The organism is Streptomyces sp. F63 (assembly GCF_018070345.1).
GTDB lineage: Bacteria > Actinomycetota > Actinomycetes > Streptomycetales > Streptomycetaceae > Streptomyces.
Map to the genome: position 1 here is coordinate 70,250 of NZ_JAGPXX010000024.1, position 25,447 is coordinate 95,696.

The window sequence follows — 25,447 nt, forward strand, 5'->3', positions numbered from 1 at the left end:
CCGCACCATCCGGACAGGCCACCGGACACGGGGACTTCCCGGCATGCAAAGAAAGAGTACACACTGAGCAAAGAAAGGTAAAAAACCCCAGCTCAGAACATTCAGCGACCGTAGGCCCCGCGTGCCTCGGCGACCTGTCGCAGCACCTGGAGCAGCACCCGGCTGCCGGCCGGCGCGAGTGCCGGCGCATACGTCCAGGCGTGGCCGACCCAGGGGTCGGCCAGGTGGTCGTCCGGCACCGGCGTGACCCGCAGCAGCGAGCGCCACAGCGGGTCCAGCACGGGCCCGTACTCCCGGGCGTCGTCGCGGTCGGCGACCATCATCAGATGCACGCCGACGGCCGGGCCCTCGTCGGCGAGGTAGCGCAGCTGCGTCACGGCCCGGTCGTCGAAGCCGTGCGGGAAGTCGTTGACGACGAGCAGGTGCTCGCCGGTGTCGACGTCCGGCGGCAGCGCGTCGGAGGCGCCGCCCCGGACGGCCATCTGCACCAGGTCCACGCGCCGCGTCAGCCGGGACAGGACGGCGGTCACGCCCGCGGCACCCGCGGCCGGGGGCTCGCGCAGCACGCCGGACTCCAGCAGGGGGGCGAGGGAGGCGGTGGCCGATCCGGCCGGGTCGAGGACGTGGACGGTGAACTCGCCCGCCGGGTGGACGGCGAGCAGCCGGGCGGCGTGGGCCACCGCCGCCTCCACGGCCGCCCGGCGCAGCTCGCCGGGGTCGGCGGCCGGGTCCGGGCCGGAGCGGGACCGTCCGCCGTCGATCCAGAGGCCGCGTTCCAGCGGCAGCCGCACCAGCATGGGAATCCGCAGTTCCGGCCGCTCGGGGAGGTGGAGATCGCCCAGACGCAGCGCCATCGGGATCTCCATCGGCACCCGGTAGCCGTGCCAGACCGGGTTGTCCCAGCCCGCGAACGCGGGCGGCAGGGCCGGCTCGACCACCTCGGCCTCGGCCGCCAGCTGGTCGAGATCGCGGTCGAGGACGGCGCGGGCCCGGTCGACGAGTGCGGTGTGCCGAGCGCGGGCGGCCGCCCGGGCCTCGTCCGCGGCGCCGCCGACGCGGGAGCGGGGATCGGAGAGCACCCGCTGGAGCTCCTGCTCCTGACGTGAGTCGGCGAAGTCCACCGCGCTGCGGTACGCGGCGACACTGCGCGCCAGATCCTCGAACATGCCCCAGACCTGGTTGTAGAGGCGCTCGTCCATGGTCCAGCCGCTGGCATCGCCGGCGACGGGCCGCGGCGGCCGGCCGGGCTCGGCCGGCGGGGCCTGAGGCGACGGGGCCTGGGGCGACGGGGCCTGGGGCGACGGGGCCTGGGGCGCGGCGCCGGCGCGGCCGGGGTGCCGGTAGTCGACCGGGGAACCGCTTCGCGCCGGCCGCGGGGACTGCGCCCCGGGCTGGACCGGGGCGGGCGGGGCGGGCGTCGGCGGCTGGGTGGCGGCCGCGCGGACCCGGGCCCCGTCACCGGCCGCCCGGGGCGGCGGCGCCATGGTCCGGGCCGTACCGCGGGCCACGGCCTCCTGGACGGTCGCGGCGAGTTCGGCGGCCTGGGGCAGCCCCTGGTCGCGCAGCATGGCGGCCAGGCCGTCCGCGTACCCCTGGCCGACGGCGCGGACCTTCCAGGCGCCGTGACGGCGGTAGAGCTCCAGGGCGGTAACCGCCGACTCGGAGTCGAGGCCGGTGACGGTGAAGCTGACGAGCTCCGTGCCGTCGAGACCGGTGACGGCGACGAACGGCGCGGCGACCGTGCCGAACCGGGACGGCCGGCCGGGGCCGGAGGGCAGCGCGAGCAGCACGGTGACCCGGTGCACGCCCTCCGGCAGGGCTTCGAGGTCCACGGCCAGCCGGTGGTCCGCCGCCGCCTGCCGGGGGACTTCCAGACCGGGGAGGCGCGGGGCCGCCGGGTGGGCAACGCGCTCCGGGCCGGCGACACGGCCGTCCTCGTCTCCGAGGGTGGCTCCGGCGATGACGGGGTCACCGGCGGATATCCGGATCTCCAGGCGGGTCCGCGTCAGCGGATGGTTCTGCCCGCGTACCAGCTCGGCCGTCATCGTGCGGTCCCCTCGGTGAGTTGCTCGTCGTGTGCCGTGGTGGGGGTGTGCCGGCCGCCCACCGCTTCGCCGGCCGCGGAGCGCGGAGCAGGCCGCGGCCCGGAGCGGGCCCGCGGATTCCGCTCCGGGCCGCCGGACCGGGCAGGGTGTGCCAGGAGCTCGCGGCGTCCGGTGCGTTGCGTCGCACGGCGCGGACGTCGCGTCCCCGTGCCGGACGTGCGCGGGGATGTGACAGCGCGGCGTCGGGGTACCCCCGGCCGAAGACCGGGGAGTGCCGTGCCGGTCGTCGCGCGCCGGTCGGCCCTGCCGGCGACCGCCCTGGTGCCGCGGCAGGCAACGTCGCCCGTCAGGGAGCGGCGCCTCCCCGCTGAAGCGCGGCCGGCAGGGGGAAGCGCGCTCTCGGCGTGCCGGCCGTCAGTCCCCGTGCCGGATCGTACGGGAGCTCCCGGCCCGTGCGGCGGGAGTCCGTGCCGGGCGTCGCGACGGGGCGGACGCCGCCTGTCGCGGTACTAGAGGTGCGGAAGGATCGTCGGCATCAGGTCCTGGAAGGTGCGGCCGTTGCCAGGGGTGCCGATGGCCGTCATCGTCCAGCCGTTGCCCGAGCGGTGCACCTTGGCCATGATCTGCGCCGTGTACTGCCCGCCGCCGGTGAGGGTGTAACGGGCCATCTCCTGGCCGTTCGTCTCGTCGACGATACGGCAGAAGGCGTTCTCCACCTCGGCGAAGGTCTGCCCGGTGAAGGAGTTGACCGTGAAGACGATCTGGTCGATGTGGACGGGAACACGCTGGAGGTCCACCAGGATGGCCTCGTCGTCGCCGCCCTGGCCGGCACCGCCGACGAGGTTGTCACCGGTGTGCCGGACGGAGCCGTCGTCGCTGACCAGGTGGCGGAAGAACACCACGTCCACCGGCTGCTTGTCGGCGAACAGCACGGCGGAGGCGTCGAGGTCGATCTCCTTCGTACGCTTGCCGAACAGTCCACGGCGCGGGGCAGCCTGCCAGCCCAGCCCCATCCGCACCGCGGTCAGAGTCCCCCCGTCGGACTTCTGCAGGCTGATGCCCTGCCCCTTGGACAAGTTGACGCTCACGCGCTGTCCCCTCTCGAAAAACTGAAAAACCGCCTGTGTGCGCGGCTGGAGAGAAACCCTACGCAGTGCCGCCGACAGCGGGGCCGTCCGGTCGCCGTTTGTGTCGTTCTTGCAACACAGCGCCGCCGCGGGGGACACGGGAGGGAACCGTGGGGCACCGGGGCCCCGGGGAACCGGCTTCCCCCGCCGCGACGTGCCGCCCGTTCAGGAGAGACCGGCCTCCCGCATCTGCCGCAGCTCCTTCTTGAGCTCCCCCACCTCGTCACGGAGCCGCGCGGCGACCTCGAACTGGAGATCCGCCGCCGCGGCGCGCATCCGGTCCGTCATCTCCTCGATGAGTTCCGCCAGTTCGGCCGCGGGCCGGTCGGTGGGCACGAGGGGCTCGCGGTGTCCGGACTTCGCCGCCGCCTTGCCGCCGAGGGCCGGCACGGGAGCCTTGGCCTCCTTGGCGTCCTTGGGGCTGCGGTAGCCGGTGCCGAGCAGCTCCTGGGTGTCGATGTCCTCGCGGGCGATGGTCGCCACGATGTCGTTGATCTTCTTCCGCAGCGGCTGCGGGTCGATGCCACGCTCCGCGTTGTACGCGATCTGCTTCTCCCGGCGCCGGTTGGTCTCGTCGATGGCCCGCTCCATCGCCGGCGTGATCTTGTCGGCGTACATGTGGACCTGGCCGGAGACATTCCGCGCGGCACGGCCGATGGTCTGGATCAGGGAGGTGCCGGAGCGGAGGAAGCCCTCCTTGTCGGCGTCGAGAATGGCGACCAGCGAGACCTCGGGCAGGTCCAGGCCCTCGCGGAGGAGGTTGATGCCGACCAGGACGTCGTACTCGCCGGCGCGCAGTTCCCGCAGGAGCTCGACGCGGCGGAGCGTGTCGACGTCCGAGTGGAGATAGCGGACCTGGATGCCGAGCTCCAGGAAGTAGTCGGTGAGGTCCTCGGCCATCTTCTTGGTGAGGGTGGTGACGAGGACGCGTTCGTCCTTCTCGGTGCGGACGCGGATCTCGTGCACCAGGTCGTCGATCTGGCCCTCGGTGGACTTGACGACGACCTCCGGGTCGACGAGCCCGGTGGGCCGGATGATCTGCTCGACGACACCGTCGCCCCGGGAGAGTTCATATGCGCCCGGGGTGGCCGAGAGGTAGACCGTCTGGCCGATGCGCTCGGTGAACTCCTCCCACTTCAGGGGGCGGTTGTCCATGGCGGACGGCAGCCGGAAGCCGTGCTCGACGAGAGTCCGCTTGCGGGAGGCGTCGCCCTCGTACATCGCGCCGATCTGCGGCACGGTGACGTGCGACTCGTCGATGACGAGGAGGAAGTCCTCCGGGAAGTAGTCGAGGAGGGTGTGCGGAGGCGAGCCGGGCTCGCGGCCGTCCACGTGGAGGGAGTAGTTCTCGATGCCGGAGCAGGAGCCGATCTGGCGCATCATCTCGATGTCGTAGGTGGTGCGCATCCGCAGCCGCTGGGCCTCCAGCAGCTTGCCCTGCTTCTCCATCACCGCGAGGGTCTCGGTCAGCTCCCGTTCGATGGCCCCGATCGCGCGCTCCATGCGCTCCGGTCCGGCGACGTAGTGGCTGGCAGGGAAGACGTACAGGTGTTCGTCCTCGCTGATGACCTCGCCGGTGAGCGGGTGAAGTGTGGAGAGGGCCTCGATCTCGTCGCCGAACATCTCGATCCGGACGGCCAGCTCCTCGTAGACCGGGAAGATCTCGATGGTGTCGCCGCGCACCCGGAAGGTGCCGCGGGTGAAGGCCATGTCGTTGCGCGTGTACTGGATGTCGACGAAGCGGCGCAGCAGCTCGTCCCGGTCGTATTCCTCGCCGACCTTCAGCGGCACCATGCGGTCGACGTACTCCTGGGGGGTGCCCAGGCCGTAGATGCAGGAGACGGAGGCGACCACGACCACGTCGCGCCGGGTGAGCAGCGAGTTCGTGGCCGAGTGGCGCAGGCGCTCGACCTCCTCGTTGACCGAGGAGTCCTTCTCGATGTAGGTGTCCGACTGCGGGACGTACGCCTCGGGCTGGTAGTAGTCGTAGTACGAGACGAAGTACTCGACGGCATTGTTCGGCAGGAGCTCGCGGAACTCGTTGGCGAGCTGGGCGGCCAGGGTCTTGTTGGGCGCCATCACCAGCGTCGGCCGCTGGAGCCGTTCGATCATCCAGGCGGTGGTGGCCGACTTGCCGGTGCCCGTCGCGCCGAGCAGCACGACGTTCTTCTCGCCGGCGCGGATGCGCCGCTCCAGGTCCGCGATGGCCTCGGGCTGGTCGCCGCTGGGCCGATAGGGGCTGACGACCTCGAAGGGCGCCACCGTGCGTTCGATGTGGGATACGGGCCGCATGCCACCACCGTACGACCCGGCACCGACAACCGGCGTCCGGAGACCGCGCGGCCCCGGAACCGGTCCGGGCCGGGGGCCGTCGCCCGATCGGATCAAGTCGTCCCGGTGGGCTCCGGGAGCCGCGCGTCGCGGCGAAACCGCAGGCAGACGGGGCTGGTGCGACGGGACACACCCGGAGTGAACCGGCCAGTGATCACCGGCGGGCCGCATTTTCGCTACATATCGTCGCATGGTGCGATACGCGACCCTGCGGAGTCACTCGTTCACTTTCTGGCCATCCCGGGCCTGTTTCCCGTTGGCGGGCGGCTGGGAACCTCAGCGGGTCCGTGAACAGACGACGCGAGGAGTCCACGTGCTCACACGCCCTGTCGCAGCCGTCACCGGCGCGGTGCTGGGGTTCTCCGCACTCATCCTCTCCGCCCCGGCGGCCCAGGCCGCCGGCCATCCCGGCGGCCCGGAGATCTTCGCCCACCGCGGTGCCTCCGGCTACGCCCCCGAGAACACCCTCGCCGCCGCGGACAAGGCGGACGAGCTCGACACCGTCTGGGTGGAGAACGACGTCCAGCGCACCAAGGACGGCGCGCTGGTGGTCATCCACGACACCACCCTCGCCCGCACGACGGACGTCGAGGAGGTCTTCCCCGACCGGTCGCCCTGGAAGGTCTCCGACTTCACCCTCGACGAGATCCGGCAGCTCGACGCGGGCAGCTGGTTCTCCGAGGAGTACGCCGGCGAGCGGATCCCCACCCTCCGGCAGTTCCTGCACCGGCTCTCCTGGAACCGGCAGAACCTGCTGCTGGAGATCAAGGCGCCGGAACTGTACCCCGGGATCGAGCGGCAGATCCTCGGTGAGCTGCGCCGCACCGGCTGGCTGAGCCCGTACCACGTCCGCCACAAGCTGATCGTCCAGAGCTTCGCCGCCGACAGCATCCGGACCGTCCACCGGCAGCGCCCGGACGTGCGGACCGGCTTCCTCGGCACACCGGCGGTGGCGGACCTGCCCTCCTACGCCGAGTTCACCGATCAGATCAATCCCAGCTTCCGCACGGTGACGGCCGACTACGTGGACGCCGTCCACCGCCTCAAGGGCCCGCACGGCAAGCGGATGGAGCTGCTGACCTGGACGGTCAACGACGGCCCCACCGCCGTCCGGCTCGCGGACCTCGGGGTCGACGGCATCATCACCAACAAACCCGACGTGGTCCGGGACGCGGTGCGCGAGGAGAGCGCCGCGCCGGAGGCACTGCTGCCCTCCGCCGGCTGACCCCCGGGCCGGCCGCCCTCCGCGGCCGGCCCCCCGCCGCGCGTCCGGAGCACGGCCGGAGCACGGCCGGGCGGGCGCCGGCCCGGCGACTGTCGGTGCCGGGTCCTACCCTGCCGGAATGACCGCAGTGACCTGGACCGTGACCGGCACCCCCATCGGCCCGCTGCTGCTCGCGGCCACCGGCCGGGGGCTGGCCCATGTCGTCTTCCACGCCGGCGGGACCGTCTCCCGGCGCGCGCTGGACCGGCTGGCGGCGCGCTTCGGCGGTACCCCGGCCGAGGGGGGCCCGGAGACGGGACCACCCGTGCTCGCGGACGCCGCCGGGCAGCTGCGCGCCTACTTCGCCGGCGCCCGGACGGCCTTCGACCTCGAACTGGACTGGTCCCTCTCCTCCGGCTTCTCCCTGCGCGTGCTCCGCGAACTGGCCTCCGGGGTGCCGTACGGCACGGTCGTCTCCTACCAGGACCTGGCCGACCGGGTGGGCGAGCCGGGCGCCGCCCGCGCCGTCGGTGTCGCCATGGGGTCCAATCCCCTGCCGGTGGTCGTGCCCTGCCATCGCGTCGTCGAACAGAACGGTGGCATCGGCGGCTTCGGTGGCGGACTGCCGACGAAGAGAGCGCTGCTGGAACTGGAGGGCGTCCTTCCGCAGCCGCTGTTCTGATGCCGGGGCGGCACCCCCCGCCCGCCAGGAGTGAACCCCCGTTCACACCTGTCGGTGGCCACTGGCACACTCAGTGCGTGACCTCCACCCGGGACCCGGCCCGACACCGGGACGCACCGCTCGACCTGGCCGCGCTCCGCCGCCGCACCACCGCGGTCCTCATCGCGAGCCAGATCCTCGGCGGACTCGGTGTCGCCATCGGCATCGCCCTGGCCTCCGTGCTGGCCGAGGACATCAGCGGCTCCAAGGCGCTCTCCGGGCTGGCGCAGACCGCCGCGGTCGCCGGCACCGCCCTGCTCTCCATGCCGCTGGCCGCGCTGATGAGCGCCCGCGGCCGGCGCCCGGGGCTGACTCTGGCCTACGCCATCGGCGCCGCGGGCGGCAGTCTCGTCGTCCTCGCCGCCGCACTCGGTTCCTTCCCGCTGCTCCTGGTGGGCATGGCCGCCTTCGGCGCGGGCTCCTCGGCCAACCTCCAGGCCCGGTTCGCGGCCGCCGACCTCGCCCCCGCCGAGCAGCGGGCCCGGGCGATCTCCACGGTCGTCTGGGCCACCACCGTCGGCGCCGTCCTCGGTCCCAACATCGCCGCACCGGCCGGCCGCAGCGTGGCGGGGCTCGGGATACCCCAGGCCGCCGGCCCGTTCCTGTGGGCGGCGGCCGTCTTCGTCGTCTGCGCCGTGCTGGTCGCCGTGCTGCTGCGCCCGGACCCGCTGCTCACCGCCCGGGCGCTCGCGGCCCGGGACGAACACCCGGAGCGCGGGCGTTCGCTGCGCGCCGGGCTGGCCGCCGTATCCGCCTCGCCCCCGGCCCGGCTGGCCCTGGTCACGGTCAGCGTCTCGCACACGGTCATGGTCGCCATCATGGTGATGACCCCCGTCGACCTCGCGCACCACGGCGCCGGCATCGAACTGATCGGTCTGGTGATCAGCGGTCACATCGCCGGCATGTACGCCTTCTCCCCGCTGATGGGCTGGCTGTGCGACCGCGCCGGCCGGCTGCCGGTCATCGGTCTCGCCGTGCTCCTGCTGGGCACGGCGGCCCTGCTCGCCGGCACGGCCGGGGGCGGACACGGGCGGACGGCGGCGGGGCTCTTCCTGCTCGGCCTCGGCTGGTCCGCCGGGCTGGTGGCCGGCTCGGCGCTGCTGACCGATTCCGTGCCGCAGGCCGCGCGCGCCGCCGTCCAGGGTCTGTCGGACCTGACGATGAACACGGCGGCGGGCCTCGGCGGCGCCCTGGCCGGCCTCGTCGTCGCCCGCGCCGGCTACGGCTGGCTGAACGCCCTGGGCGCCCTGCTGCTGCTCCCGGTGGTGGTGCTCGCCCTCCGCGGGCGCCGCCGCACCGGCCCCGCCGGAGCCCGCTGAGCCGCCCCGTCCCCCGGGGCCCCGGCGGCCGGCGGGCGCGGGGGGTGGCCCACCCGGGTGGCAGGCTGCCGGTGGGTGTATCGCACCTGGCGGAGCGGGAATGCGGACACAATGCACGATGTCGTCCCGGAGCCCGTGGCGGAGCTCGCCAAGCGCCGCAGGGAGCCCGTCGTCGTCCAGACGGTCCGCTCCGCGACAGCCGCCACGATCGCCTACGCCGCTGCCGTGTGGCTGCTGGGCTCGAAGCCGCCCCCGCTGCTCGCCCCGCTGACCGCGCTGCTGGTCGTCCAGGTCACCCTCTACGCCACCCTGACCAGCGGTGTCCGCCGGGTGAACGCCGTGGTGGCCGGAGTCCTCATCGCCGTCGGGTTCAGCGCCTGGGTGGGGCTCACCTGGTGGAGCCTCGGTCTGCTGATCATCTCCGCCCTGGTGACCGGACACCTGGTCCGGGTCGGGGAGTTCGTTCCCGAGGTGGCGATCTCCGCCATGCTCGTCCTGGGCGTCACCCATGCCACCGATCTGGCACTGGCGCGGGTCCTGGAGACCCTGGTCGGCGCAGGGGTGGGCCTCCTCTTCAACATGATCTTCGTGCCGCCGGTCTGGGTGGAGGACGCGGGCGAGTCCATCGAGGACCTGGCCAAGCGGATGTCGGAGCTCCTCCTGGAACTCGGGGAGGAACTCAGCGGCCACACCCCGGTGGAGGAGGCCACCGCGCGGGTGGAGGAGGCACGCCGGCTCGACCACGACATCACGGAGGTGGACGAGGCCCTCACCCGGGCCGAGGAGAGCGTGCGGTTCAACCCCCGGGTGAAGGAGGGCCTGCTCTCCCGGATCGTGCTGCGGACCGGCCTGGACACCCTGGAGATCTGCGCGGTGATACTGCGGGTGACCACCCGGAGCCTGGCGGATCTGGCCCGGGCACGGACGGAGGAGGCGCTGTTCCCGCCGGACGTCTCCGCCGCGCTGCGCGAACTGTTCATCAACATGTCGGGGGCCGTGGAGAGCTTCGCCGTCCTGATCACCGACCAGGTCAGCGCCAACGCGGAGGACGCGGAGACCTTCCTGCTGACCGAGCTCTCCGCGGCCAGGATGAGCCGGGAGCACGTGGCCCGGCTGCTGCTGGAGAAGGTCCAGGAGCGCCCGCGGCAGTGGCAGCTGCACGGGGCGCTGCTGGCCGAGGTCGACCGGTTCCTGGACGAGCTGGACGTGGAGAAGCGCTCGACCCGTCTCGCGGAGGAACTCGACGCCTACTCGCGCGAACAGCGCGCCCGCCACCCGAGGCTGGACAAGGCCAAGCGCCGCGCCCGCCGGTACCTCCGCCGCCGGAGGAGCGGGCAGAGCCACCGGCAGGCGCTGACGAAGCAGGACGTGGACGCGGCCTGAGGACCCGGCCTCGCGACGGTAATGCGCCCGGGAACACGGCGGGGACGGGCCGGGCGGCGCAGCACGCGGCGCATCGCGGACAGAACCCGGCCTCAAGGCCCCGTACGGTCCGGGAACCGGCGGCGCACGGGCCGGCCCCGGCGCCCGGACACCACGGCACCGGGGCCGGCCCGCTCCCCCGCCGGCCTGCCGGCCTGCCGACCGTACGAAAGGACCCCCTCCGTGAACACTCCGGACGCATCCGACCCCGCCCCCGCCTCCGCTCCGTCCGGCATGCCCCGGGTCTCCTCCCCCGCTCCCGCGGCCGGCCCGGTCCCCCCGCGCGCCCTGCCCGGTGAGCGCGGGGAGTTCCTGCGCAGCATGGCCGAGCAGCGCGCCAATCTGCTGATCACCGTCCGCGGACTGGACGACGAGAGGGCCGCCCGGCGCACCACGGTCAGCGAGCTGACCCTCGGCGGGCTGCTCCGCCACGTCACCCGGGGCGAACGCACCTGGATCCGCATCCTGGCCGACGGCGACGGCAGGGCTCCTGAAGGCATGTTCGACATGGACCAGTACCGGATGCGTGAGGAGGACACGCTCGCCGGCCTGGTGGCGGACTACGAGGCCGCGGCGCGGGAGACCGAGGAGACGGTGGCAGCCCTCCCCGGACTGGACGTGACCGTGCCGCTGCCGCACAGCCCGTGGGGACCGCCGGAGACGGTGCACTGGTCGGCCCGGCGCATCCTGCTCCACCTCGTCCGCGAGGCGGCGCAGCACGCGGGCCACGCCGACATCATCCGGGAGGCACTGGACGGGGCGAGCACGACGGCGCGGATGGTCCCGCCGGGTTCGAGCGCCTGAGCGGCCCGCGGCCACCGCCGGAGGTCACGTCCCGGTGGTGGCCGCCCCGCTGAACCCGGGCCGGGACGGGACCGGCGTCGCCGCTCGTGGCCGGCCTCACCCGCCGAAGCCGGCGCGGGCCGCCCAGCGGGCGAGTTCCCGCCGTGCCTGATCCCGCAGCTCCGGCGGGGCCGCCGCCCCGCCCTCGGCGATCAGCGCGAAGTGCAGGCGCCCGCCCGGCTCGCCGGCCGCGCCGTCCTCGCGGACCGCGCCGCCCTCACTGGCCCCGCCGGCCGCCGTGGGGGAGAGCAGCAGCCGCCGGGCGTCCGTGCCGCCGGCCTCGGGGGCGGTCGCGATCGGGTGGCGGGCCGTGCGGCCGTCGGCGGTGTACGGGGGCGGTCCGGCGGCCGTGCCGAAGTCCGAAACGACGATGGTGCGCTGCGGGTCGAAGCCCCGGGGCAGGTGCAGTTCGGTGGGGGCCGGCTCCGCTCCGCCGCTCGTCGCCTCCGAGCGCCACACCAGCATCCCGTAGCGGCCGGAGCCGGTCAGTTCGGCGACGTGCGGCAGGTCGTCCGGGATCCGGTTCCAGGTCAGGGTGCGGTTCCCGTCGCGGGAGCGGTCCTCGTAGACGAAGGCGAGGGTGCGGCCGGACACGGCGGCCGGGTAGAGCCGGTCGAGCAGGCGTTCGTCCTGGCGGAGCACCGGTTCGCCGGACGCGTCCCGTTCGACGGCGGAGAGGTCCTCGTCATTCCAGGCGTCGCCCTCGGTGAGCACCTTGTCCGGGTTGCCGTTCATCAGTTCGCGGTGGCGGCCGCTGTAGAGGTCCCACTGCCACTGCTGGGCGGAGAGCACGGGCCCGGACTCGGCGGCCCGCCGCCACCAGTCGCGGCCGGGGAGGCGGGAGTCGAGCGCCTGGTACATCGCCTTGAGGACGGTGGGCGCCTTGTCCGCCGTGAGCCCGTTGAGGGGATGCCCGAACTCGCTGACGACGGCGGGTACTCCGGTGGCCGCCGACCGCTCGCGCACCTTTTCGAAGTCGCCGAGGTTCTGGCCGTCCCGCGCCTTGCCCGGCATGAGGAGGCCGGAGATGGCCCGCTGGTCGTAGAAGTGCGTGTTGAAGACGGAGCGGGGGCCGAGCCGCCCGGCGTCGAGGAAGCCGCCCTCCTCGTGCTGGAAGCCGATGTTGGAGTTCCAGAACATGTTCGGTTCGAGGAAGGCCGGCTTGTCCTCCCAGCCCGCGGCGTCCATGCGGGCGCGGAAGCGCTCGTAGAACGGCTGCAGGGTGTCCCGCTCCCAGGACCGGCTGTCCTCGCCGTCCCGGTAGGTCCCGGCGTAGGGCTCGTTGTACGGGTCGAAGCCCGCGATCCCCGCGAACTGGTCCCCGGTGAGGTGCTCCTTGAGGTGCGCCATGGTCTTCTCGGCCGTGGCAAGGAAGGCGTCCTGGACGCCGAGCGGCCCGGCCTCCGTCGGAAGGACGCGGTTGTGCCAGAAGTCGCGGCTGGCGTTCATGACGGCCTTGTTCTGGGTGATGTTCTGTCCCCAGTGGACGCAGATGCCGCAGAACTCCCGCGGGTAGCCGCCGGCTTCGACGGCCCACCGGGGCGCGCCGTCCCCGGTGTACCAGCTGTCCCGGTGGAAGAGGTACCGGGAGTACAGGTCCTGGTGGAAGTCGGGGTAGACGCGCAGCCCCGCGTCGAGGAAGGCGCCCATCTGTTCGGTGACGGCGGTCAGGTACGCCTCGTCGACCCGGCCGGGCTCGGGTTCCGCGTACGCCCAGGAGAGCAGGAAGCGGACGGTGTTGCCGCCGGTGAGGTGCCGCAGCGCCTCGGCGGAGGCGCGGGCGTCGGCAGTGCTCGCGAAGGGCAGGCCGCGGTTCTCGTGCAGCTTGGTCTCACCGGAGACGTTGAAGCCGCGCAGGACGACCTCCCGGCCGTGCCCGTCGGTGAACCGGGTGCCGTCCGGCGTCACCTCGGCGGCGGCGCGGCCGTCGAACCAGAGGCCGTCGCCGGGGGCCGCGCTCCCGCCGCCGGGGGCCGCGCCGTCCGCCCGTGCCCAGGCGGCGTCCTCGCTCTCCGCGGCGCTCGCGGTCGTGTCCGGTCCGTACAGTCCGGCCGTCATCAGGGCGCCGAGGACGATCCCCACCGCCCCGGCCCGCCGCCGCCCTCCGCCACCATGCCTGGTCCGCGCACCGCTGATCACCATGACCGACACGATTCAGGGCTTGCTGACATACTGTCAAGACACTTGCGGGCCATGCCTGTTACCGGTGGTTATGGCTCGTGCCGGGGGCCGGGGCCGGAGCCCGTCCCCTCGGCGCCGTTCCAGGCCGGCCGGCGCGGATCGTCCGCCCGTACGACCACATCCGCGGCCTCCTCCGGCCGCACCTCGTCCGCGTAGCGCGCGAAGGCGGGCAGCGCCCACCGCTCGTCCACGGGCGTGCGGCGCTGCAGGGCGCCCGGCGACAACCGCAGATGGACGGTCAGGTCGAACGGGAACCAGTGCCCCAGCAGCAAGGGCCCGTGCAGCACCAGCACGCCGCCGGGCGGGAGTTGGGTGTACGGGCTGCGGGTGGCCCGGTCGGTCTCCGGGTCCCACAGATCGGGCAGCACCCGGCCGCTGCCCCCGGGGTCCAGCGGCCCGAAGACCTCCCGCCAGAGGGCACCCGTGTCGAGCCGGCTCTCGTAGTACGCATCGGGATCCTCCCGCCCGGACTCGTACCGCAGGGAGGCCGGCCGCAGAAAACCCTCGGCGGAGACACCGCACACCGCACGGCCGCGGAGACGCAGGGCGCCGGCGAGCCGCGCCGCCAGGTCCCCGGGGCGCGCCGCGGGCGCCCCGTCGACCGCGACCCGCTGCCACGGGCTGCCGTCCCGGCCGGTCCCCGCCGCCGCGACCCGCTCGGCCAGCGCCTCCACCAGCCGCTCCCAGGAGATCGCTTCCATCCGCATACAGCCATCATCCCCGGCCGCGCACCGCGGCCGGCGCGGCCCTGCCGCTCCCCCGGGCTCAGCTCTCGCCCACCGGGTGGAACCCGGCCGCGAAGTCGTCCGCGAGCAGCGTGATGGTGGCACGCCCCTCGACCCGGCGCAGCCAGTCCTGCGGCAGCCGCAGGTCGCCGTGGTGGGCGCCGAGGAGGTTGCCGCAGAGGGAGCCGGTGGAGTCGCTGTCGCCGGAGTGGTTGACGGAGAGCAGCAGGGCCTCGCGGATCGCCGTCGCGGAGGCCGTGGCGGGACCGCCGGCCTCGCGCCGGTCCGGGGTGTGGACCAGTACGCAGTACACGGCGATCGCCAGCGCCTCCTCCGCGATCCAGCCGCCGCCGAGCGTCTCCACCGCCTCCGGGCCCGGAGCCGCGCCGGCCCCGGAGCCGGAACCGGCCGCGAGGTCGAGCGCGGCATTGAGCGCGGCGGCCGTCTCCTCGTGGCCCGGATACCCGGCCAGCAGGCGCAGCGTGAGCAGCACGGCGGCCTCCGGGCCCTCGCCGTACAGCAGGTGGTGGACGATCGCGGCCAGCGCGCCGGCCGCGTAGTAGCCGGTCGGATGGCCGTGGGTGATCTGCGCGCAGCGGGCCGCCAGTTCGAACGATGCGCGCGGTCCGGCGCCGGTGAGGCCGAAGGGCGCGGAGCGCATCACCGTGCCGCAGCCCTTGGACTCCGGGTTGACCGGGCCGTGTGCGCCGCGCAGCGCGCCGGCCGGGTCGGGGGCGTACGACTGGGCGGTGCCGGAGAGACAGGCGTTGCCGGGCGCGCGCCGCGCGTACAGCCACCGCTCCTCGCGGAGCGTCCCGGTGCGGTGCGGCCGCCCGTCCGCGGCCGGCGGGCCGTCATGGTGCTGGGTGTCCAGCCAGCGCAGATAGGCGTCGCGCACCAGGTGGGTCGCGGCGCCCCCGATGCCCCGATCGGCTGCCCGCTCGCGGGCGCGCATCAGGCCCTCCGCCGTGAAGAGCGTCATCTGGGTGTCGTCGGTGACCGTGCCGGCCGGTGCGCCGCGGCCGTCGGCCACCATGCCGCGCAGGCCGTCCGGCCCGTGCGCGGCGCGGATCCGGTCCGCGGACAGGAACTCCACCGGGTTGCCCAGCGCGTCCCCGATCGCCCCGCCCAGCAGGCACCCGCGGATCCCGGCCCGCACCGCCACCGCCCCGTTCCAGGACCCGTCGTCCACGTCCGCCACCCCCATCTGATGTTCCGTCGCTCGACCGGACATCCTGCCAGGTGCACCCGCCCCGGCGGCGGGGGCCGGCCTCGGGCCGCTGCCCTGCCGGCGACGAACCGGAGGATCCGCGCCCGGTGCGGACCGGGCGGGCGTCCGGCCACCGGCCGCTCCCGCGCCGCGCGTCCGGCGTCCCGGCGGGCACGGGCATTCCCCCGACCGTGACCGGCACCGGGCGGCCGGTGTGCCCCGGCCCCGGTCCCGGTGCGAGACTGGCGGCCATGCAGAAGCTCTCTCTCGACGCACAGGCCCGTGACCATCTGGCGCGCGCCGCCAACTCCTCCACCGGACGCAGCGCAGACACCCTCTACGGGGGTCACGAACACGTCCTGCGGCAGACCCTTCTCGCCCTGACCGCCGGCAACTCCCTCTCGGAGCACGAGAACCCGGGCGAGGCCACCCTCCAGGTGCTCCGCGGACGGGTGCGGCTGCACAGCGGCGACGAGCACTGGGACGGCCGCGACGGCGACCTGCTCGTCATCCCGCCCGCCCGCCACAGCCTGGAGGCCCTGGAGGACTCCGCGGTCCTGCTGACCGTCGCCAAGACCGGCTGAGCGGTGCAGAGCGTCCCCGCACCGCTGCTCACGTTCGGCCACGGCACCGCCGGCAGAGGACGTCTGACCGAGCTGCTGCACGGCGCGGGGGTGGCGGCTGTCGTGGACGTACGGACAGCGCCCGGCAGCCGGCGCAACCCGGACGCCGCCCGGGACGCCCTCGGAGCGTGGCTGCCGGGCGAGGCGGGCATCGGCTACCGCTGGGAGCGGCGGCTCGGCGGCTTCCGCCGGGCCGCGCCCGGCTCCCCCGACACCTTCTGGCGGAACGCGTCCTTCCGGGGGTACGCGGGCCACACCCGCGACCCGGACTTCCTCGCCGCCATGGAAGGGCTCCTGCGCGAGGCGGCGGCCGCCCGCACGGCCGTGATGTGCAGCGAGTCGGTGTGGTGGCGCTGCCACCGGCGGCTGATCGCCGACTTCGCCGTCCTGGCGCGCGGCGTCCCGGTACTGCACCTGGCCCACGACGGCGGTCTCACCGCGCACCCGCCCACCCCGGGCGCGCGCCTGCGCGCGGACGGCCTCCTCGTCTACGACCGCCCCGCCACCGGGGAGGCGACGAGCGGCGAGACCGGACGGTGAACCCCCCGGCGCGAACCGGCCCGGGTCCCGGCCGGACCCGTCGGGGACCCGCCCGGCCCCGGAAGCCCGCCGCCGACCGGCCGTCCCGCCCGAGCCCGCCGAGGCACGCCGGCCTCATCCGGACAACGGCACGGGCCCGGCCCGCACCCGGGCTCACGGGGCAACCGCGGGCGGGTCAGCGGATGGACGGGCTCACGGGCAGGGACATCGCAGGGTTCACCGGACAGGACGGAAGGGACGGCCGCCGGCCGGGCCTCAGCCCCGCGCCGCACCGAACGCGTCGCCGCCCCCGCCGCCGAAGCCTGCCGCCGCGAGGTAGTCCGGCCGGGGGTCGAGAGCCGCCGCGAGCCGGAAGTGGCGGGTGGCCTCCGCCGGGCGGTCGGCACGCTGCAGGGTGCGGGCCAGGGCGAAGTGCGCGAAGGCGTTGTCCGGTTCACGCTCCAGGACGACCTGGAACTCCAGCTCGGCCGGGCGGAGCTGCGCCGCGTGGAAGAAGGCGCGGGCGCGCAGCAGCCGGGCCGCGGTGTTCTCGGGGTGGGCCGTGACGACGGCGTCCAGCAGCTTGACGGCGCCCAGCGGATCGCGGGCGGCCAGCAGCCGCTCGGCGGCGCGGTACTGGATGACTGTGTTCTCGGGGGTGCGCGCGGTCACGGGCTTCTCCTTCCCGGAGCGGGCGGCGGCGCTGGGCCGCGGCGAGCTCCGTACGGTCTCGCACAACGCCGGCCCGGCGGCGGTCATTCCCGCCCGGCGGTCGCCACCCGGCGGACGGTCCGGAGCGGTCGTTGCCGGGCGGCCGTGCCGAGCGGTCGTACCGGGCGGTCGTTGCCGGGCGGCCGTGCCGGGCCGTTCACCCGGCGGCCGTGCGCGTGGCCCGCTCACGGCGCAGAAGTTCCTGCCAGACGGTCCTGACCTGGGGTTCCAGCGCGTCGATCGGGCCGTCGTTGTCGATGACCAGATCGGCGACGGCCCTGCGCTGCTCCCGGGTGGCCTGCGCCGCCATACGCGACCGCGCCTCCTCCTCCGGCATGCCGCGCCGCCGCACGAGCCGGTCGAGCTGGGTCTCCGGTGCGGCGTCGACCACCACGACCAGGTCGTAGAGCGGGGCGAGGCCGTTCTCGGTGAGGAGCGGGACGTCGTGGACCACGACGGCGTCCTCGCCCGCGGAGGACTCCAGTTCGGCGGAACGGGCTCCGACCAGCGGGTGCACGATCGCGTTGAGCGCCTTCAGCCGGCCGGGGTCGGCGAAGACGATGCGGCCCAGCCCGGGCCGGTCCAGGCCGCCGTCCTCCGTGAGGATCTCCGGGCCGAACTCGGCGACGACCGCCGCCAGCCCGGGGGTTCCGGGCTCGACGACCTCCCGTGCGATCTTGTCGGCGTCCACCACGACCGCACCGTAGGAGGCGAGGAGCCGGGAGACCTCGCTCTTGCCGGCACCGATACCGCCCGTCAGACCCACCTTCAGCATGCACCCAGCCTACCGGGCGGTACGGTGCGCGGCCCCGGGCGTCCGGGCATCCGTCGGCGGTCAGCCGTCGTTGCCCTCCCGCTCGGCGAGGAAGCGCTCGAACTCCCCGGCCAGTTCCTCCGCCGACGGCAGTGGGGTCGCCTCGGCGACGAGGTTGCCGCGGCTCTCCGCCCCGGCGGCCGCGTCGTACTGGTGCTCCAGTCCCTGGACGAGCGCCACCAGTTCCTCGTCCCCCTGACCGAGCTGGCGTTCGATCTCGGCCTGGGTGCGCTGCGCCTCACTGCGAAGGGCGTGCGCCACCCCCGGCAGCACCAGTCCGGTGGCGGCCGTGACGGCCTCCAGCACGGTGAGCGCCGCGTCGGGATACGGCGAACGGGCGAGGTAGTGGGGCACGTGGGCGGCGATGCCCAGGACGTCGTGGCCGGCCTCCGCGAGGCGGAACTCGACCAGCGCCTCGGCGCTGCCGGGCACCTGCGCCTCCTGGAAGAGCCCCGCGTGCCCCGGCACGAGGTCGACCCGGTTGCCGTGCGGGGTGATGCCGACGGGACGGGTGTGCGGGACCCCCATGGGAATGCCGTGGAAGTTCACCGACAAGCGGACACCGAGGCGCTCCACGATCTGCCGGACGGCCGCGGCGAACCGCTCCCACTCGACATCCGGTTCGGGACCGGCGAGCAGCAGGAACGGTGCGGCGGTGGCGTCCCGCACCAGGTGCACCTCGAGCTTCGGCTCGTCGTACGCGGTCCAGTGGTCGCGCTCGAAGGTGAGCAGGGGGCGCCGCGCCCGGTAGTCGATGAGCCGGTCGGCGTCGAAGCGGGCCACGGTCTGCCGGGGCAGGCCGTCGAGCAGCCGCTCCACGATCTGGTCGCCGGTGTCGCCCGCGTCGATGTACCCCTCGAAGTGGTACAGCATCGTCAGCCCGGCCGAGTCCCGGGTGTTGAGGGCGTCGGCGGCGGCGAGCCCCGTCGGGTCCCATCGGTACAAACTCTGGGGATCCTGCACAGTCCGTTCCTCCTCGTTCCTGTGCGGTCAACACCGGCCGTGGCACCGGGCATTCCCCCGGACCGCACCGGGCCCCGGCCGGGGCCGCGGCCGCTCCGGGCGGACGCGGCGAGGCCCGCTCCCCCGAAGGGGAACGGGCCTCGCCGTTCGGTTGTCCGGCCCCCGGCCGGGACGCCCTGTGACCGGACGTCAGCTCTGGCCGCCGGCCAGCTTCTCGCGGAGAGCCGCCAGGGCCTCGTCCGACGCCAGGGCGCCGGAGTTGTCCGCGGACTCGGAGGAGTACGAGCCGCCACCGGCCGCACCGCCACCACCGGCACCCGCACCCGGAGCCGGGGCGGCAGCGCCCTCGGCCGCGGCCTGCTCGTCGGCCTCGCGGGACTTGACGACCTGCGCCTGGTGCTGCTCGAAGCGCTGCTGCGCCTCGGCGTACTGGCGCTCCCACTCCTCGCGCTGCTTCTCGTAACCGGGCAGCCAGTCGTTGGCCTCCGGGTCGAAGCCCTCGGGGTAGATGTAGTTGCCCTGGTCGTCGTAGGACGCCGCCATGCCGTACAGGGTCGGGTCGAACTCGACCGCCGTCGGGTCGGCGCCGAAGGCCTCGTTCGCCTGCTTCAGCGAGAGGCTGATGCGGCGGCGCTCGAGGTCGATGTCGATGACCTTGACGAAGATCTCGTCGTTGACCTGGACGACCTGCTCCGGAATCTCCACGTGGCGCTCGGCCAGCTCGGAGATGTGCACCAGGCCCTCGATGCCCTCGTCGACGCGGACGAACGCGCCGAACGGAACGAGCTTGGTGACCTTGCCGGGGACGACCTGGCCGATCTGGTGCGTCCGCGCGAACTGCTGCCACGGGTCTTCCTGGGTCGCCTTCAGCGACAGGGAGACGCGCTCGCGGTCCATGTCGACGTCCAGGACCTCGACCGTGACCTCCTGGCCGACCTCGACGACCTCGGAGGGGTGGTCGATGTGCTTCCAGGACAGCTCGGAGACGTGGACCAGACCGTCGACGCCGCCGAGGTCCACGAAGGCGCCGAAGTTGACGATCGAGGAGACGACACCGGAGCGCACCTGGCCCTTCTGGAGGGTGGTGAGGAAGGTCTGGCGGACCTCGCTCTGGGTCTGCTCCAGCCAGGCACGGCGGGACAGGACCACGTTGTTGCGGTTCTTGTCCAGCTCGATGATCTTCGCCTCGAGCTCCTTGCCCACGTAGGGCTGGAGGTCGCGCACGCGGCGCATCTCGACGAGGGACGCCGGGAGGAAGCCACGGAGGCCGATGTCGAGGATGAGACCACCCTTGACAACCTCGATGACCGTACCGGTGACGATCCCGTCCTCTTCCTTGATCTTCTCGATGGTGCCCCAGGCGCGCTCGTACTGGGCGCGCTTCTTCGAGAGGATCAGGCGGCCTTCCTTGTCCTCCTTCTGGAGGACCAGGGCCTCGATCTCGTCGCCGACGGCCACGACCTCGTTCGGGTCGACGTCGTGCTTGATCGAGAGCTCGCGGGAGGGGATGACGCCTTCGGTCTTGTAACCGATGTCGAGCAGGACCTCGTCCCGGTCGACCTTCACGATCACGCCGTCGACGATGTCGCCGTCGTTGAAGTACTTGATCGTCTCATCGATCGCCGCGAGGAATTCTTCCTCGGAACCGATGTCGTTGACCGCCACCTGCGGGGTGGTGCGGGTTGCCTCGGTGCTGCTCGTCATGTGGGAAAGGGCTCCGGTACGGACATGGTGTCGTAGATACTGCTACGCCGAGAACCCGTATCGCACTGCCGAAGCCGGACAGCCCTGAGAACGCCAAACTTCCGGGGGAAGAACCGGCGTCCCGACGACCGAGGGGACATGCAACAGATGCGAGCGCGACCTGCTCCGTCTGAGGCGCGCAGGCCCGCAGCGCAACTTGTAGCATACGGGGGCAGCCGGACAGGGTCAATGCACGAAGAGCGCAGGATGGGCGGAAACTCCCAAACCCGGCAGATATCCGCTCAGAGCAGAACCGCACCGCACGCGCTCGCGTGGCCCCGGCAGGAGCCAAAGGCACCGCGTGGCCGCGGGTTGGACGGAAGACTACGACGACGGGCGCGATGAACCAAGAGGACGGACCAGAAGCGACGGCGACACGGCGCGCCACCGGCGAGACGGAGAGCAGCCGCGCGAACCGCGGCTGGTGGGACCGGAACGCCGACGAGTACCAGGACGAGCACGGCGCGTTCCTCGGCGACGACCGCTTCGTCTGGGGGCCGGAAGGCCTGGACGAGGCCGAGGCCGCCCTGCTGGGGCCGGCCGCGGGGCTCCGGGACCGGGACGTGCTGGAGATCGGGGCCGGCGCGGCCCAGTGCTCCCGGTGGCTGGCGGCGCAGGGCGCGCGGCCGGTGGCGCTCGACCTCTCCCACCGGCAGCTGCAGCACGCCCTGCGGATCGCCTCCGGCGCGGACGGGCAGGGCGGCCGGGAGCCGGCTGCCGCCCGGGGCGCCGCGGACGCCTCCGGCTCCCCGGGCCCGGTTCCGGCGGCGGGCGCGGCCTCGGCCTCGGCCACGGGCCGGTGGTCCGCCGGTCCCGTGGCGCTGGTCCAGGCCGACGCGGGGGCCCTGCCGTTCGCCGACGGCTCCTTCGACCTGGCCTGCTCGGCCTACGGCGCGATCCCGTTCGTCGCCGACCCGGTGCGGGTGATGCGGGAGGTGCGCCGGGTCCTGCGGCCCGGCGGACGGTGGGTCTTCTCCGTCACGCACCCGCTGCGGTGGGCCTTCCCCGACGAGCCGGGCCCGGAGGGCCTGTCGGTCGCCGCGTCGTACTTCGACCGCACGCCCTACGTCGAGGAGGACGAACGGGGGAACGCCGTCTACGTGGAGCACCACCGCACGGTCGGCGACCGGGTGCGGGACGTGGTCGCGGCGGGCTTCCGCCTGGTGGACCTGGTCGAGCCGGAGTGGCCGGACTGGAACACCCAGGAGTGGGGCGGATGGTCCCCGCTGCGGGGACGGCTGATCCCGGGCACGGCGGTCTTCGTCTGCGTGCGGGACTGATCGGCGGGTCCCCCGCCGCTCTTCTCCGGCCCGGCGCCGGCGGAACGCCTGGCGCCCGGCCGGGGCGGGCGGTGCGGGGCGCACGGCGCGGTGTTCCGGCACGCGGCGGCGCGCGGCAACGGGTGCGGCGCCACAAGCCGCTCGCGGAACGCCGGATCCGGACCGGGCGCGGCATCCGGCACGCGGCACGCGGCACGCGGCACGCGGCACGCGGCAGCACAACTCTCCCGGCCGGGCGCGCGGGCGTCGCACGGCATCCGCCGCCGCCCGGCGTCCGGGGGCCACAGCTCGCGCCCACGGTGGCGGAGGCGGCGTACGAACGCCCTGCCCGGCCGCGGCAGCCGCCCCCGCGGGGTGTCGCCGGACCGTGTCCCGGGACGGTCCCGGGACACGGTCCGGGACGGCCCGGGACGGCCCGGGACGGCGGGCCGGTCGTCCGGTCCGGAAGACTGGGGGCGTGATCCGGACCGACGCGCTGTTCGACCTGCCCGTACACACCGCCGTGCCCGAGCTGCTGGAGGCGCTGGAAGGCCGCGGCACCGCCGTACTCGAAGCCCCTCCCGGCACCGGCAAGACGACCCTGGTGCCGCTGGCCCTGGCCGGACTGGTGCCCGCCCTCGCACCCGCCGGCGCCCCGGAGCCCCGCCGCGTGCTGGTGGCCGAGCCGCGCCGGATGGCGGCGCGAGCCGCCGCGCGCCGGATGGCCTGGCTGCTCGGCGAGGAGGTGGGCGGCCGGATCGGCTTCACGGTGCGCGGCGAGCGCAGGGCGGGCCGGGAGACCGTTGTGGAGGTGGTCACGACGGGTGTGCTGCTGCAGCGGCTCCAGCGCGACCCCGAACTGCCCGGTGCGGACGCCGTCCTGCTCGACGAATGCCACGAGCGGCATCTGGACGCCGACACCGCCGCCGCCTTCCTCCTGGACGTCCGCTCGGCGCTCCGGCCCGGGCTGTGGCTGCTCGCGGCCTCCGCGACGACGGACGCCGCCACCTGGTCGCGGCTGCTCGGGGGTGCGGAGGCCGGCGGGAGCGCGGCGCCGGTCGTCCGGGCGGAGGGCCGCGCGCATCCGGTGGCGGTCCACTACGCACCGCCGCAGCGGCCGGTGCGCCCGCCGCACGGCACCCGGGTCGATCCGGCGCTGCTGGAGCACGTCGCCCACACCGTGCGGGCCGCGCTGCGGGAGGCGGACGGTGACGTGCTGTGCTTCCTGCCCGGCGTCGGCGAGATCGCGCGGGTCGCCGGGATGCTGAGCGGTCTCGGTGCCGAGGTCCTGCAGTTGCACGGGCAGGCCCCGGCGGCCGTCCAGGAGGCGGTGCTGCGCGGGGGCGGGGAGCGGCGGCGGGTGGTGCTGACGACATCGGTGGCCGAGTCGAGCCTGACGGTGCCGGGGGTGCGGGTGGTCGTGGACTGCGGGCTGGCGCGGGAACCGCGGATGGACCACGGACGCGGGCTCGGGTCGTTGACGACCGTACGGGTGTCGGCGGCGTCCGCGGTGCAGCGGGCCGGCCGGGCCGGGCGCGAGGCACCGGGCCGGGCCTACCGCTGCTGGGCGGAGGCCGAGAACGGGCGGCTGCCGCGGAGCCCGTCACCGGAGATCGCCGTGGCGGACCTGGCGCCGTTCGCGCTGCACGCCGCCTGCTGGGGTGATCCCGGGGCGGCGGCGCTCGCCCTGCCGGATCCGCCGCCGGCAGGGGCGATGGCGGCGGCGCGCGAGGTGCTGACCGCGGTCGGGGCGGTGGACGAGCGCGGCCGGGCGACCGAGCGGGGTGCCCGGATGGCCCGGCTGGGGCTGCATCCGCGCTTGGCGCGGGCGCTGCTGGACGGCGCGCGGGAGGTGGGTGCGCGCCGGGCGGCGGAGCTGGTGGCGCTGCTGTCGGAGGAACCACCGCGCGGGCTCGGCGACGATCTGGCGGCGGTGTGGCGGGCGGTGCGCGGCAGCGGCGGGCGCGGGGACGGCGGCGGCCGGGGCGGTCAGGACGGCCACGGCGCCTACGCGGCGCGCTGGCGGCGCGAGGTGCGGCGCCTGGAAGGCGCCGTGAGGGGGAACACCCCGTCCGCCGGGGGCCACGGTGGGACCGGGGTTGCCGCCCGTGCCGCCGGGGACGGCACCGGTGGCAGTGCACGCGGTGCCGGAAGCGGTGACGACGGTGGCGCGGGCGGCGCCCGTGGTGGCGGCAGTGGCCGTGGCGGTGCCGGAGGCGCGGGCGGTGGCGCCGGCGGTGCGGGCGGTGCCGGTGGCGGTGCGGGCGGTGCCGGTGGCCGTGCGGGCGGTGCCGGTGGCCGTGACAGTGCCGGTGGTGCCGGCGGCGGCCGTGGCGGTGGCGGGCTCTCCGATGACGGGGCCGCCGGGCTGGTGGCCGCGCTCGCGTTTCCCGAGCGGGTGGCGCGGCGGCGCGGGACGGGCACCTATCTGATGGCCTCGGGCACCGGAGCGGAGCTCGGTGACGGCTCACGGCTGGGGGCCGCCGAATGGCTCGCCGTCGCTGTCGCCGACCGGCCGGTCGCCGCGGCCTCGGCGCGGGTACGGCTGGCCGCGGTCATCGACGGGGAGACCGCGCGGTGGGCGGCGTCACCGCTGTACGCGGCCGGGGAGGAGGTGGCCTGGTCGGCTGAGCGGGGCGACATCGTGGCGCACCGGGTGGAACGCCTGGGGGCGCTCGAACTTGCCGCGCGCCCCCTGTCGTCCCCCGACCGGGCCGCCGTGCGCGAGGCGCTGCTGGACGGTCTGCGGCGGGAAGGGCTGGGCCTGCTGCGCTGGTCGCGGGAGGCCGTGCAGATGCGGCAGCGGATGGCGTTCCTCCACCGGGAGCTGGCGGAGCCGTGGCCCGACGTCTCCGACCCGGCCCTGCTGTCGCCCGGCCGGGTGGAGGAGTGGCTGGGGCTCGCGCTGGAGAAGGCGCGCCGGCGGGCGGATCTCGAACGTGTCGACGCGGGCCGTGCCCTGGCACACCTGCTGCCGTGGGCCACGGGCGAGGCCGCGCGCTTCGACGAACTGGCGCCGGAGCGGATCACCGTCCCGAGCGGCTCCCGCGTCCGGATCGACTACGGCGGCCCGCAGCCGGTGCTGGCCGTCAAGCTCCAGGAGCTGTTCGGCCGGCAGGAAACGCCCCGGATCGCCGACGGCCGGGTGCCGCTGCTGGTCCACCTGCTCTCCCCCGCCGGCCGCCCCGCGGCGGTGACCGCGGACCTGGCCTCCTTCTGGCGCGAGGGCTACCGCTCCGTACGGGCCGAGCTGCGCGGCCGCTACCCGAAGCACCCCTGGCCGGAGGACCCGGCCGGGGCGGAGCCCACCCGGCGCACCAACGCCCGCGGTGATCGGGCCGGTGGAGGCGCAGCGCGGCGCCCGTAACCGGCCGCGCGGCCCGTCGCACATCCCGCCCGGCACGCTCGACACCCGCTCCGAACCACGTCAGCTCCGAACCACGTCGGCTCCCACGACCACAACCGGGTCCTGGGAGCCGACACCACGCGAGGGCCGGAACCAGCCAACCGCATCCCGTACCGGGCGGCCGGGCCCCGGGGGGGGCAAACGGGCGTCACCACCCGTGCCGGTGTGGAAGGTGGAGGTCAGAAGGACGTCAGACGGGCCAGGGCTGCGCCGAGGACCGAACCGGTCGAGGAGCTCGGCTCCGGCTCGGGGGCCGCCTTCTGTTCTTCGGAGTCCTCGTC

19 protein-coding genes are annotated in these 25,447 nt (G+C 74.6%); 9 read left to right on the top strand and 10 right to left on the bottom strand.

Annotated features, from left to right (window positions below; genetic code table 11):
- Window positions 1–101 precede the first annotated feature (101 nt).
- The 3 genes from KBZ10_RS21615 to uvrB form a co-directional block, all read right to left on the bottom strand.
- Window positions 102–2,045, bottom strand: coding sequence for a TerD family protein (locus tag KBZ10_RS21615; RefSeq protein ID WP_210989342.1), 1,944 nt, complete (start codon window positions 2,043–2,045; stop codon window positions 102–104).
- Window positions 2,046–2,554: 509 nt separating this feature from the next.
- Window positions 2,555–3,133 carry a TerD family protein gene (locus KBZ10_RS21620; RefSeq protein ID WP_210989343.1) on the bottom strand — a complete coding sequence of 193 codons (579 nt, stop codon included), beginning with the start codon at window positions 3,131–3,133 and terminating at the stop codon, window positions 2,555–2,557.
- Between the two features lie 204 nt (window positions 3,134–3,337).
- The gene (gene uvrB, locus KBZ10_RS21625) at window positions 3,338–5,464 is read right to left on the bottom strand and encodes an excinuclease ABC subunit UvrB (RefSeq protein ID WP_210989344.1); all 2,127 of its coding nucleotides are present in this window, start codon (window positions 5,462–5,464) and stop codon (window positions 3,338–3,340) included.
- Between the two features lie 352 nt (window positions 5,465–5,816).
- On the opposite strand from uvrB, the gene KBZ10_RS21630 reads away from it, so the two are divergent.
- From KBZ10_RS21630 to KBZ10_RS21650, 5 genes are all read left to right on the top strand, one after another.
- Window positions 5,817–6,728 (top strand): glycerophosphodiester phosphodiesterase family protein, encoded by a 912-nt coding sequence (locus tag KBZ10_RS21630; RefSeq protein WP_307847541.1) that lies wholly within the window; start codon window positions 5,817–5,819, stop codon window positions 6,726–6,728.
- Window positions 6,729–6,846: 118 nt separating this feature from the next.
- Complete coding sequence (locus tag KBZ10_RS21635) at window positions 6,847–7,389, top strand: methylated-DNA--[protein]-cysteine S-methyltransferase (RefSeq protein ID WP_210989346.1); 543 nt, start codon at window positions 6,847–6,849, stop codon at window positions 7,387–7,389.
- A gap of 77 nt (window positions 7,390–7,466) precedes the next feature.
- The gene (locus tag KBZ10_RS21640; protein ID WP_374223393.1) at window positions 7,467–8,747 is read left to right on the top strand and encodes an MFS transporter; all 1,281 of its coding nucleotides are present in this window, start codon (window positions 7,467–7,469) and stop codon (window positions 8,745–8,747) included.
- A gap of 111 nt (window positions 8,748–8,858) precedes the next feature.
- Window positions 8,859–10,130, top strand: coding sequence for an aromatic acid exporter family protein (locus tag KBZ10_RS21645; RefSeq protein WP_210989348.1), 1,272 nt, complete (start codon window positions 8,859–8,861; stop codon window positions 10,128–10,130).
- 222 nt (window positions 10,131–10,352) lie between these two features.
- Window positions 10,353–10,973 carry a DinB family protein gene (locus KBZ10_RS21650; RefSeq protein WP_307847542.1) on the top strand — a complete coding sequence of 207 codons (621 nt, stop codon included), beginning with the start codon at window positions 10,353–10,355 and terminating at the stop codon, window positions 10,971–10,973.
- 96 nt (window positions 10,974–11,069) lie between these two features.
- Here the strand turns inward: KBZ10_RS21650 and KBZ10_RS21655 are convergent, their stop codons facing one another.
- The 3 genes from KBZ10_RS21655 to KBZ10_RS21665 all read right to left on the bottom strand — a co-directional run bounded on the left by KBZ10_RS21655 (window position 11,070) and on the right by KBZ10_RS21665 (window position 15,152).
- The gene (locus KBZ10_RS21655) at window positions 11,070–13,154 is read right to left on the bottom strand and encodes a cellulase family glycosylhydrolase (RefSeq protein ID WP_247702742.1); all 2,085 of its coding nucleotides are present in this window, start codon (window positions 13,152–13,154) and stop codon (window positions 11,070–11,072) included.
- A 68-nt stretch (window positions 13,155–13,222) separates the two neighbouring features.
- A complete protein-coding gene (locus tag KBZ10_RS21660) occupies window positions 13,223–13,900 on the bottom strand; it encodes a uridine kinase (RefSeq protein WP_210989349.1) in 678 nt (225 codons plus the stop codon).
- A 58-nt stretch (window positions 13,901–13,958) separates the two neighbouring features.
- The gene (locus tag KBZ10_RS21665) at window positions 13,959–15,152 is read right to left on the bottom strand and encodes an ADP-ribosylglycohydrolase family protein (protein WP_374223394.1); all 1,194 of its coding nucleotides are present in this window, start codon (window positions 15,150–15,152) and stop codon (window positions 13,959–13,961) included.
- A gap of 227 nt (window positions 15,153–15,379) precedes the next feature.
- On the opposite strand from KBZ10_RS21665, the gene KBZ10_RS21670 reads away from it, so the two are divergent.
- Together KBZ10_RS21670 and KBZ10_RS21675 are read left to right on the top strand one after the other, a co-directional pair.
- A complete protein-coding gene (locus KBZ10_RS21670; RefSeq protein ID WP_210989350.1) occupies window positions 15,380–15,712 on the top strand; it encodes a cupin domain-containing protein in 333 nt (110 codons plus the stop codon).
- A gap of 3 nt (window positions 15,713–15,715) precedes the next feature.
- Window positions 15,716–16,291: a DUF488 family protein gene (locus KBZ10_RS21675; RefSeq protein WP_210989351.1), complete on the top strand. Its 576-nt coding sequence runs from the start codon at window positions 15,716–15,718 to the stop codon at window positions 16,289–16,291.
- A gap of 255 nt (window positions 16,292–16,546) precedes the next feature.
- Here KBZ10_RS21675 and KBZ10_RS21680 read toward each other — a convergent pair whose 3' ends face one another.
- The 4 genes from KBZ10_RS21680 to rpsA all read right to left on the bottom strand — a co-directional run bounded on the left by KBZ10_RS21680 (window position 16,547) and on the right by rpsA (window position 20,462).
- Complete coding sequence (locus KBZ10_RS21680; RefSeq protein WP_210989352.1) at window positions 16,547–16,942, bottom strand: tetratricopeptide repeat protein; 396 nt, start codon at window positions 16,940–16,942, stop codon at window positions 16,547–16,549.
- A 196-nt stretch (window positions 16,943–17,138) separates the two neighbouring features.
- Window positions 17,139–17,756 carry a dephospho-CoA kinase gene (gene coaE, locus KBZ10_RS21685; protein WP_210989353.1) on the bottom strand — a complete coding sequence of 206 codons (618 nt, stop codon included), beginning with the start codon at window positions 17,754–17,756 and terminating at the stop codon, window positions 17,139–17,141.
- Window positions 17,757–17,816: 60 nt separating this feature from the next.
- Window positions 17,817–18,758, bottom strand: a complete 942-nt coding sequence (locus KBZ10_RS21690) for a PAC2 family protein (protein WP_210989354.1) — start codon at window positions 18,756–18,758, stop codon at window positions 17,817–17,819.
- A gap of 189 nt (window positions 18,759–18,947) precedes the next feature.
- The gene (gene rpsA, locus KBZ10_RS21695) at window positions 18,948–20,462 is read right to left on the bottom strand and encodes a 30S ribosomal protein S1 (protein ID WP_210989355.1); all 1,515 of its coding nucleotides are present in this window, start codon (window positions 20,460–20,462) and stop codon (window positions 18,948–18,950) included.
- A 380-nt stretch (window positions 20,463–20,842) separates the two neighbouring features.
- Here rpsA and KBZ10_RS21700 point away from each other — a divergent pair, with 380 nt between their 5' ends.
- Complete coding sequence (locus KBZ10_RS21700) at window positions 20,843–21,781, top strand: class I SAM-dependent methyltransferase (RefSeq protein WP_210989356.1); 939 nt, start codon at window positions 20,843–20,845, stop codon at window positions 21,779–21,781.
- Window positions 21,782–22,238: 457 nt separating this feature from the next.
- On the top strand, window positions 22,239–25,127 hold the full coding sequence (locus KBZ10_RS21705) for an ATP-dependent helicase C-terminal domain-containing protein (RefSeq protein ID WP_307847543.1): 2,889 nt from the start codon (window positions 22,239–22,241) through the stop codon (window positions 25,125–25,127).
- Window positions 25,128–25,447: the final 320 nt, after the last annotated feature.

Bases quoted from the DNA above. Each gene is read 5' to 3' on its own strand.
- KBZ10_RS21665 (WP_374223394.1), bottom strand. From the start codon at position 15,152: ATGTCCGGTCGAGCGACGGAACATCAGATGGGGGTGGCGGACGTGGAC.
- KBZ10_RS21655 (WP_247702742.1), bottom strand. From the start codon at position 13,154: ATGGTGATCAGCGGTGCGCGGACCAGGCATGGTGGCGGAGGGCGGCGG.
- KBZ10_RS21645 (WP_210989348.1), top strand. From the start codon at position 8,859: ATGCACGATGTCGTCCCGGAGCCCGTGGCGGAGCTCGCCAAGCGCCGC.
- KBZ10_RS21660 (WP_210989349.1), bottom strand. From the start codon at position 13,900: ATGCGGATGGAAGCGATCTCCTGGGAGCGGCTGGTGGAGGCGCTGGCC.
- KBZ10_RS21615 (WP_210989342.1), bottom strand. From the start codon at position 2,045: ATGACGGCCGAGCTGGTACGCGGGCAGAACCATCCGCTGACGCGGACC.
- KBZ10_RS21700 (WP_210989356.1), top strand. From the start codon at position 20,843: ATGAACCAAGAGGACGGACCAGAAGCGACGGCGACACGGCGCGCCACC.
- uvrB (WP_210989344.1), bottom strand. From the start codon at position 5,464: ATGCGGCCCGTATCCCACATCGAACGCACGGTGGCGCCCTTCGAGGTC.
- KBZ10_RS21635 (WP_210989346.1), top strand. From the start codon at position 6,847: ATGACCGCAGTGACCTGGACCGTGACCGGCACCCCCATCGGCCCGCTG.
- rpsA (WP_210989355.1), bottom strand. From the start codon at position 20,462: ATGACGAGCAGCACCGAGGCAACCCGCACCACCCCGCAGGTGGCGGTC.
- coaE (WP_210989353.1), bottom strand. From the start codon at position 17,756: ATGCTGAAGGTGGGTCTGACGGGCGGTATCGGTGCCGGCAAGAGCGAG.
- KBZ10_RS21670 (WP_210989350.1), top strand. From the start codon at position 15,380: ATGCAGAAGCTCTCTCTCGACGCACAGGCCCGTGACCATCTGGCGCGC.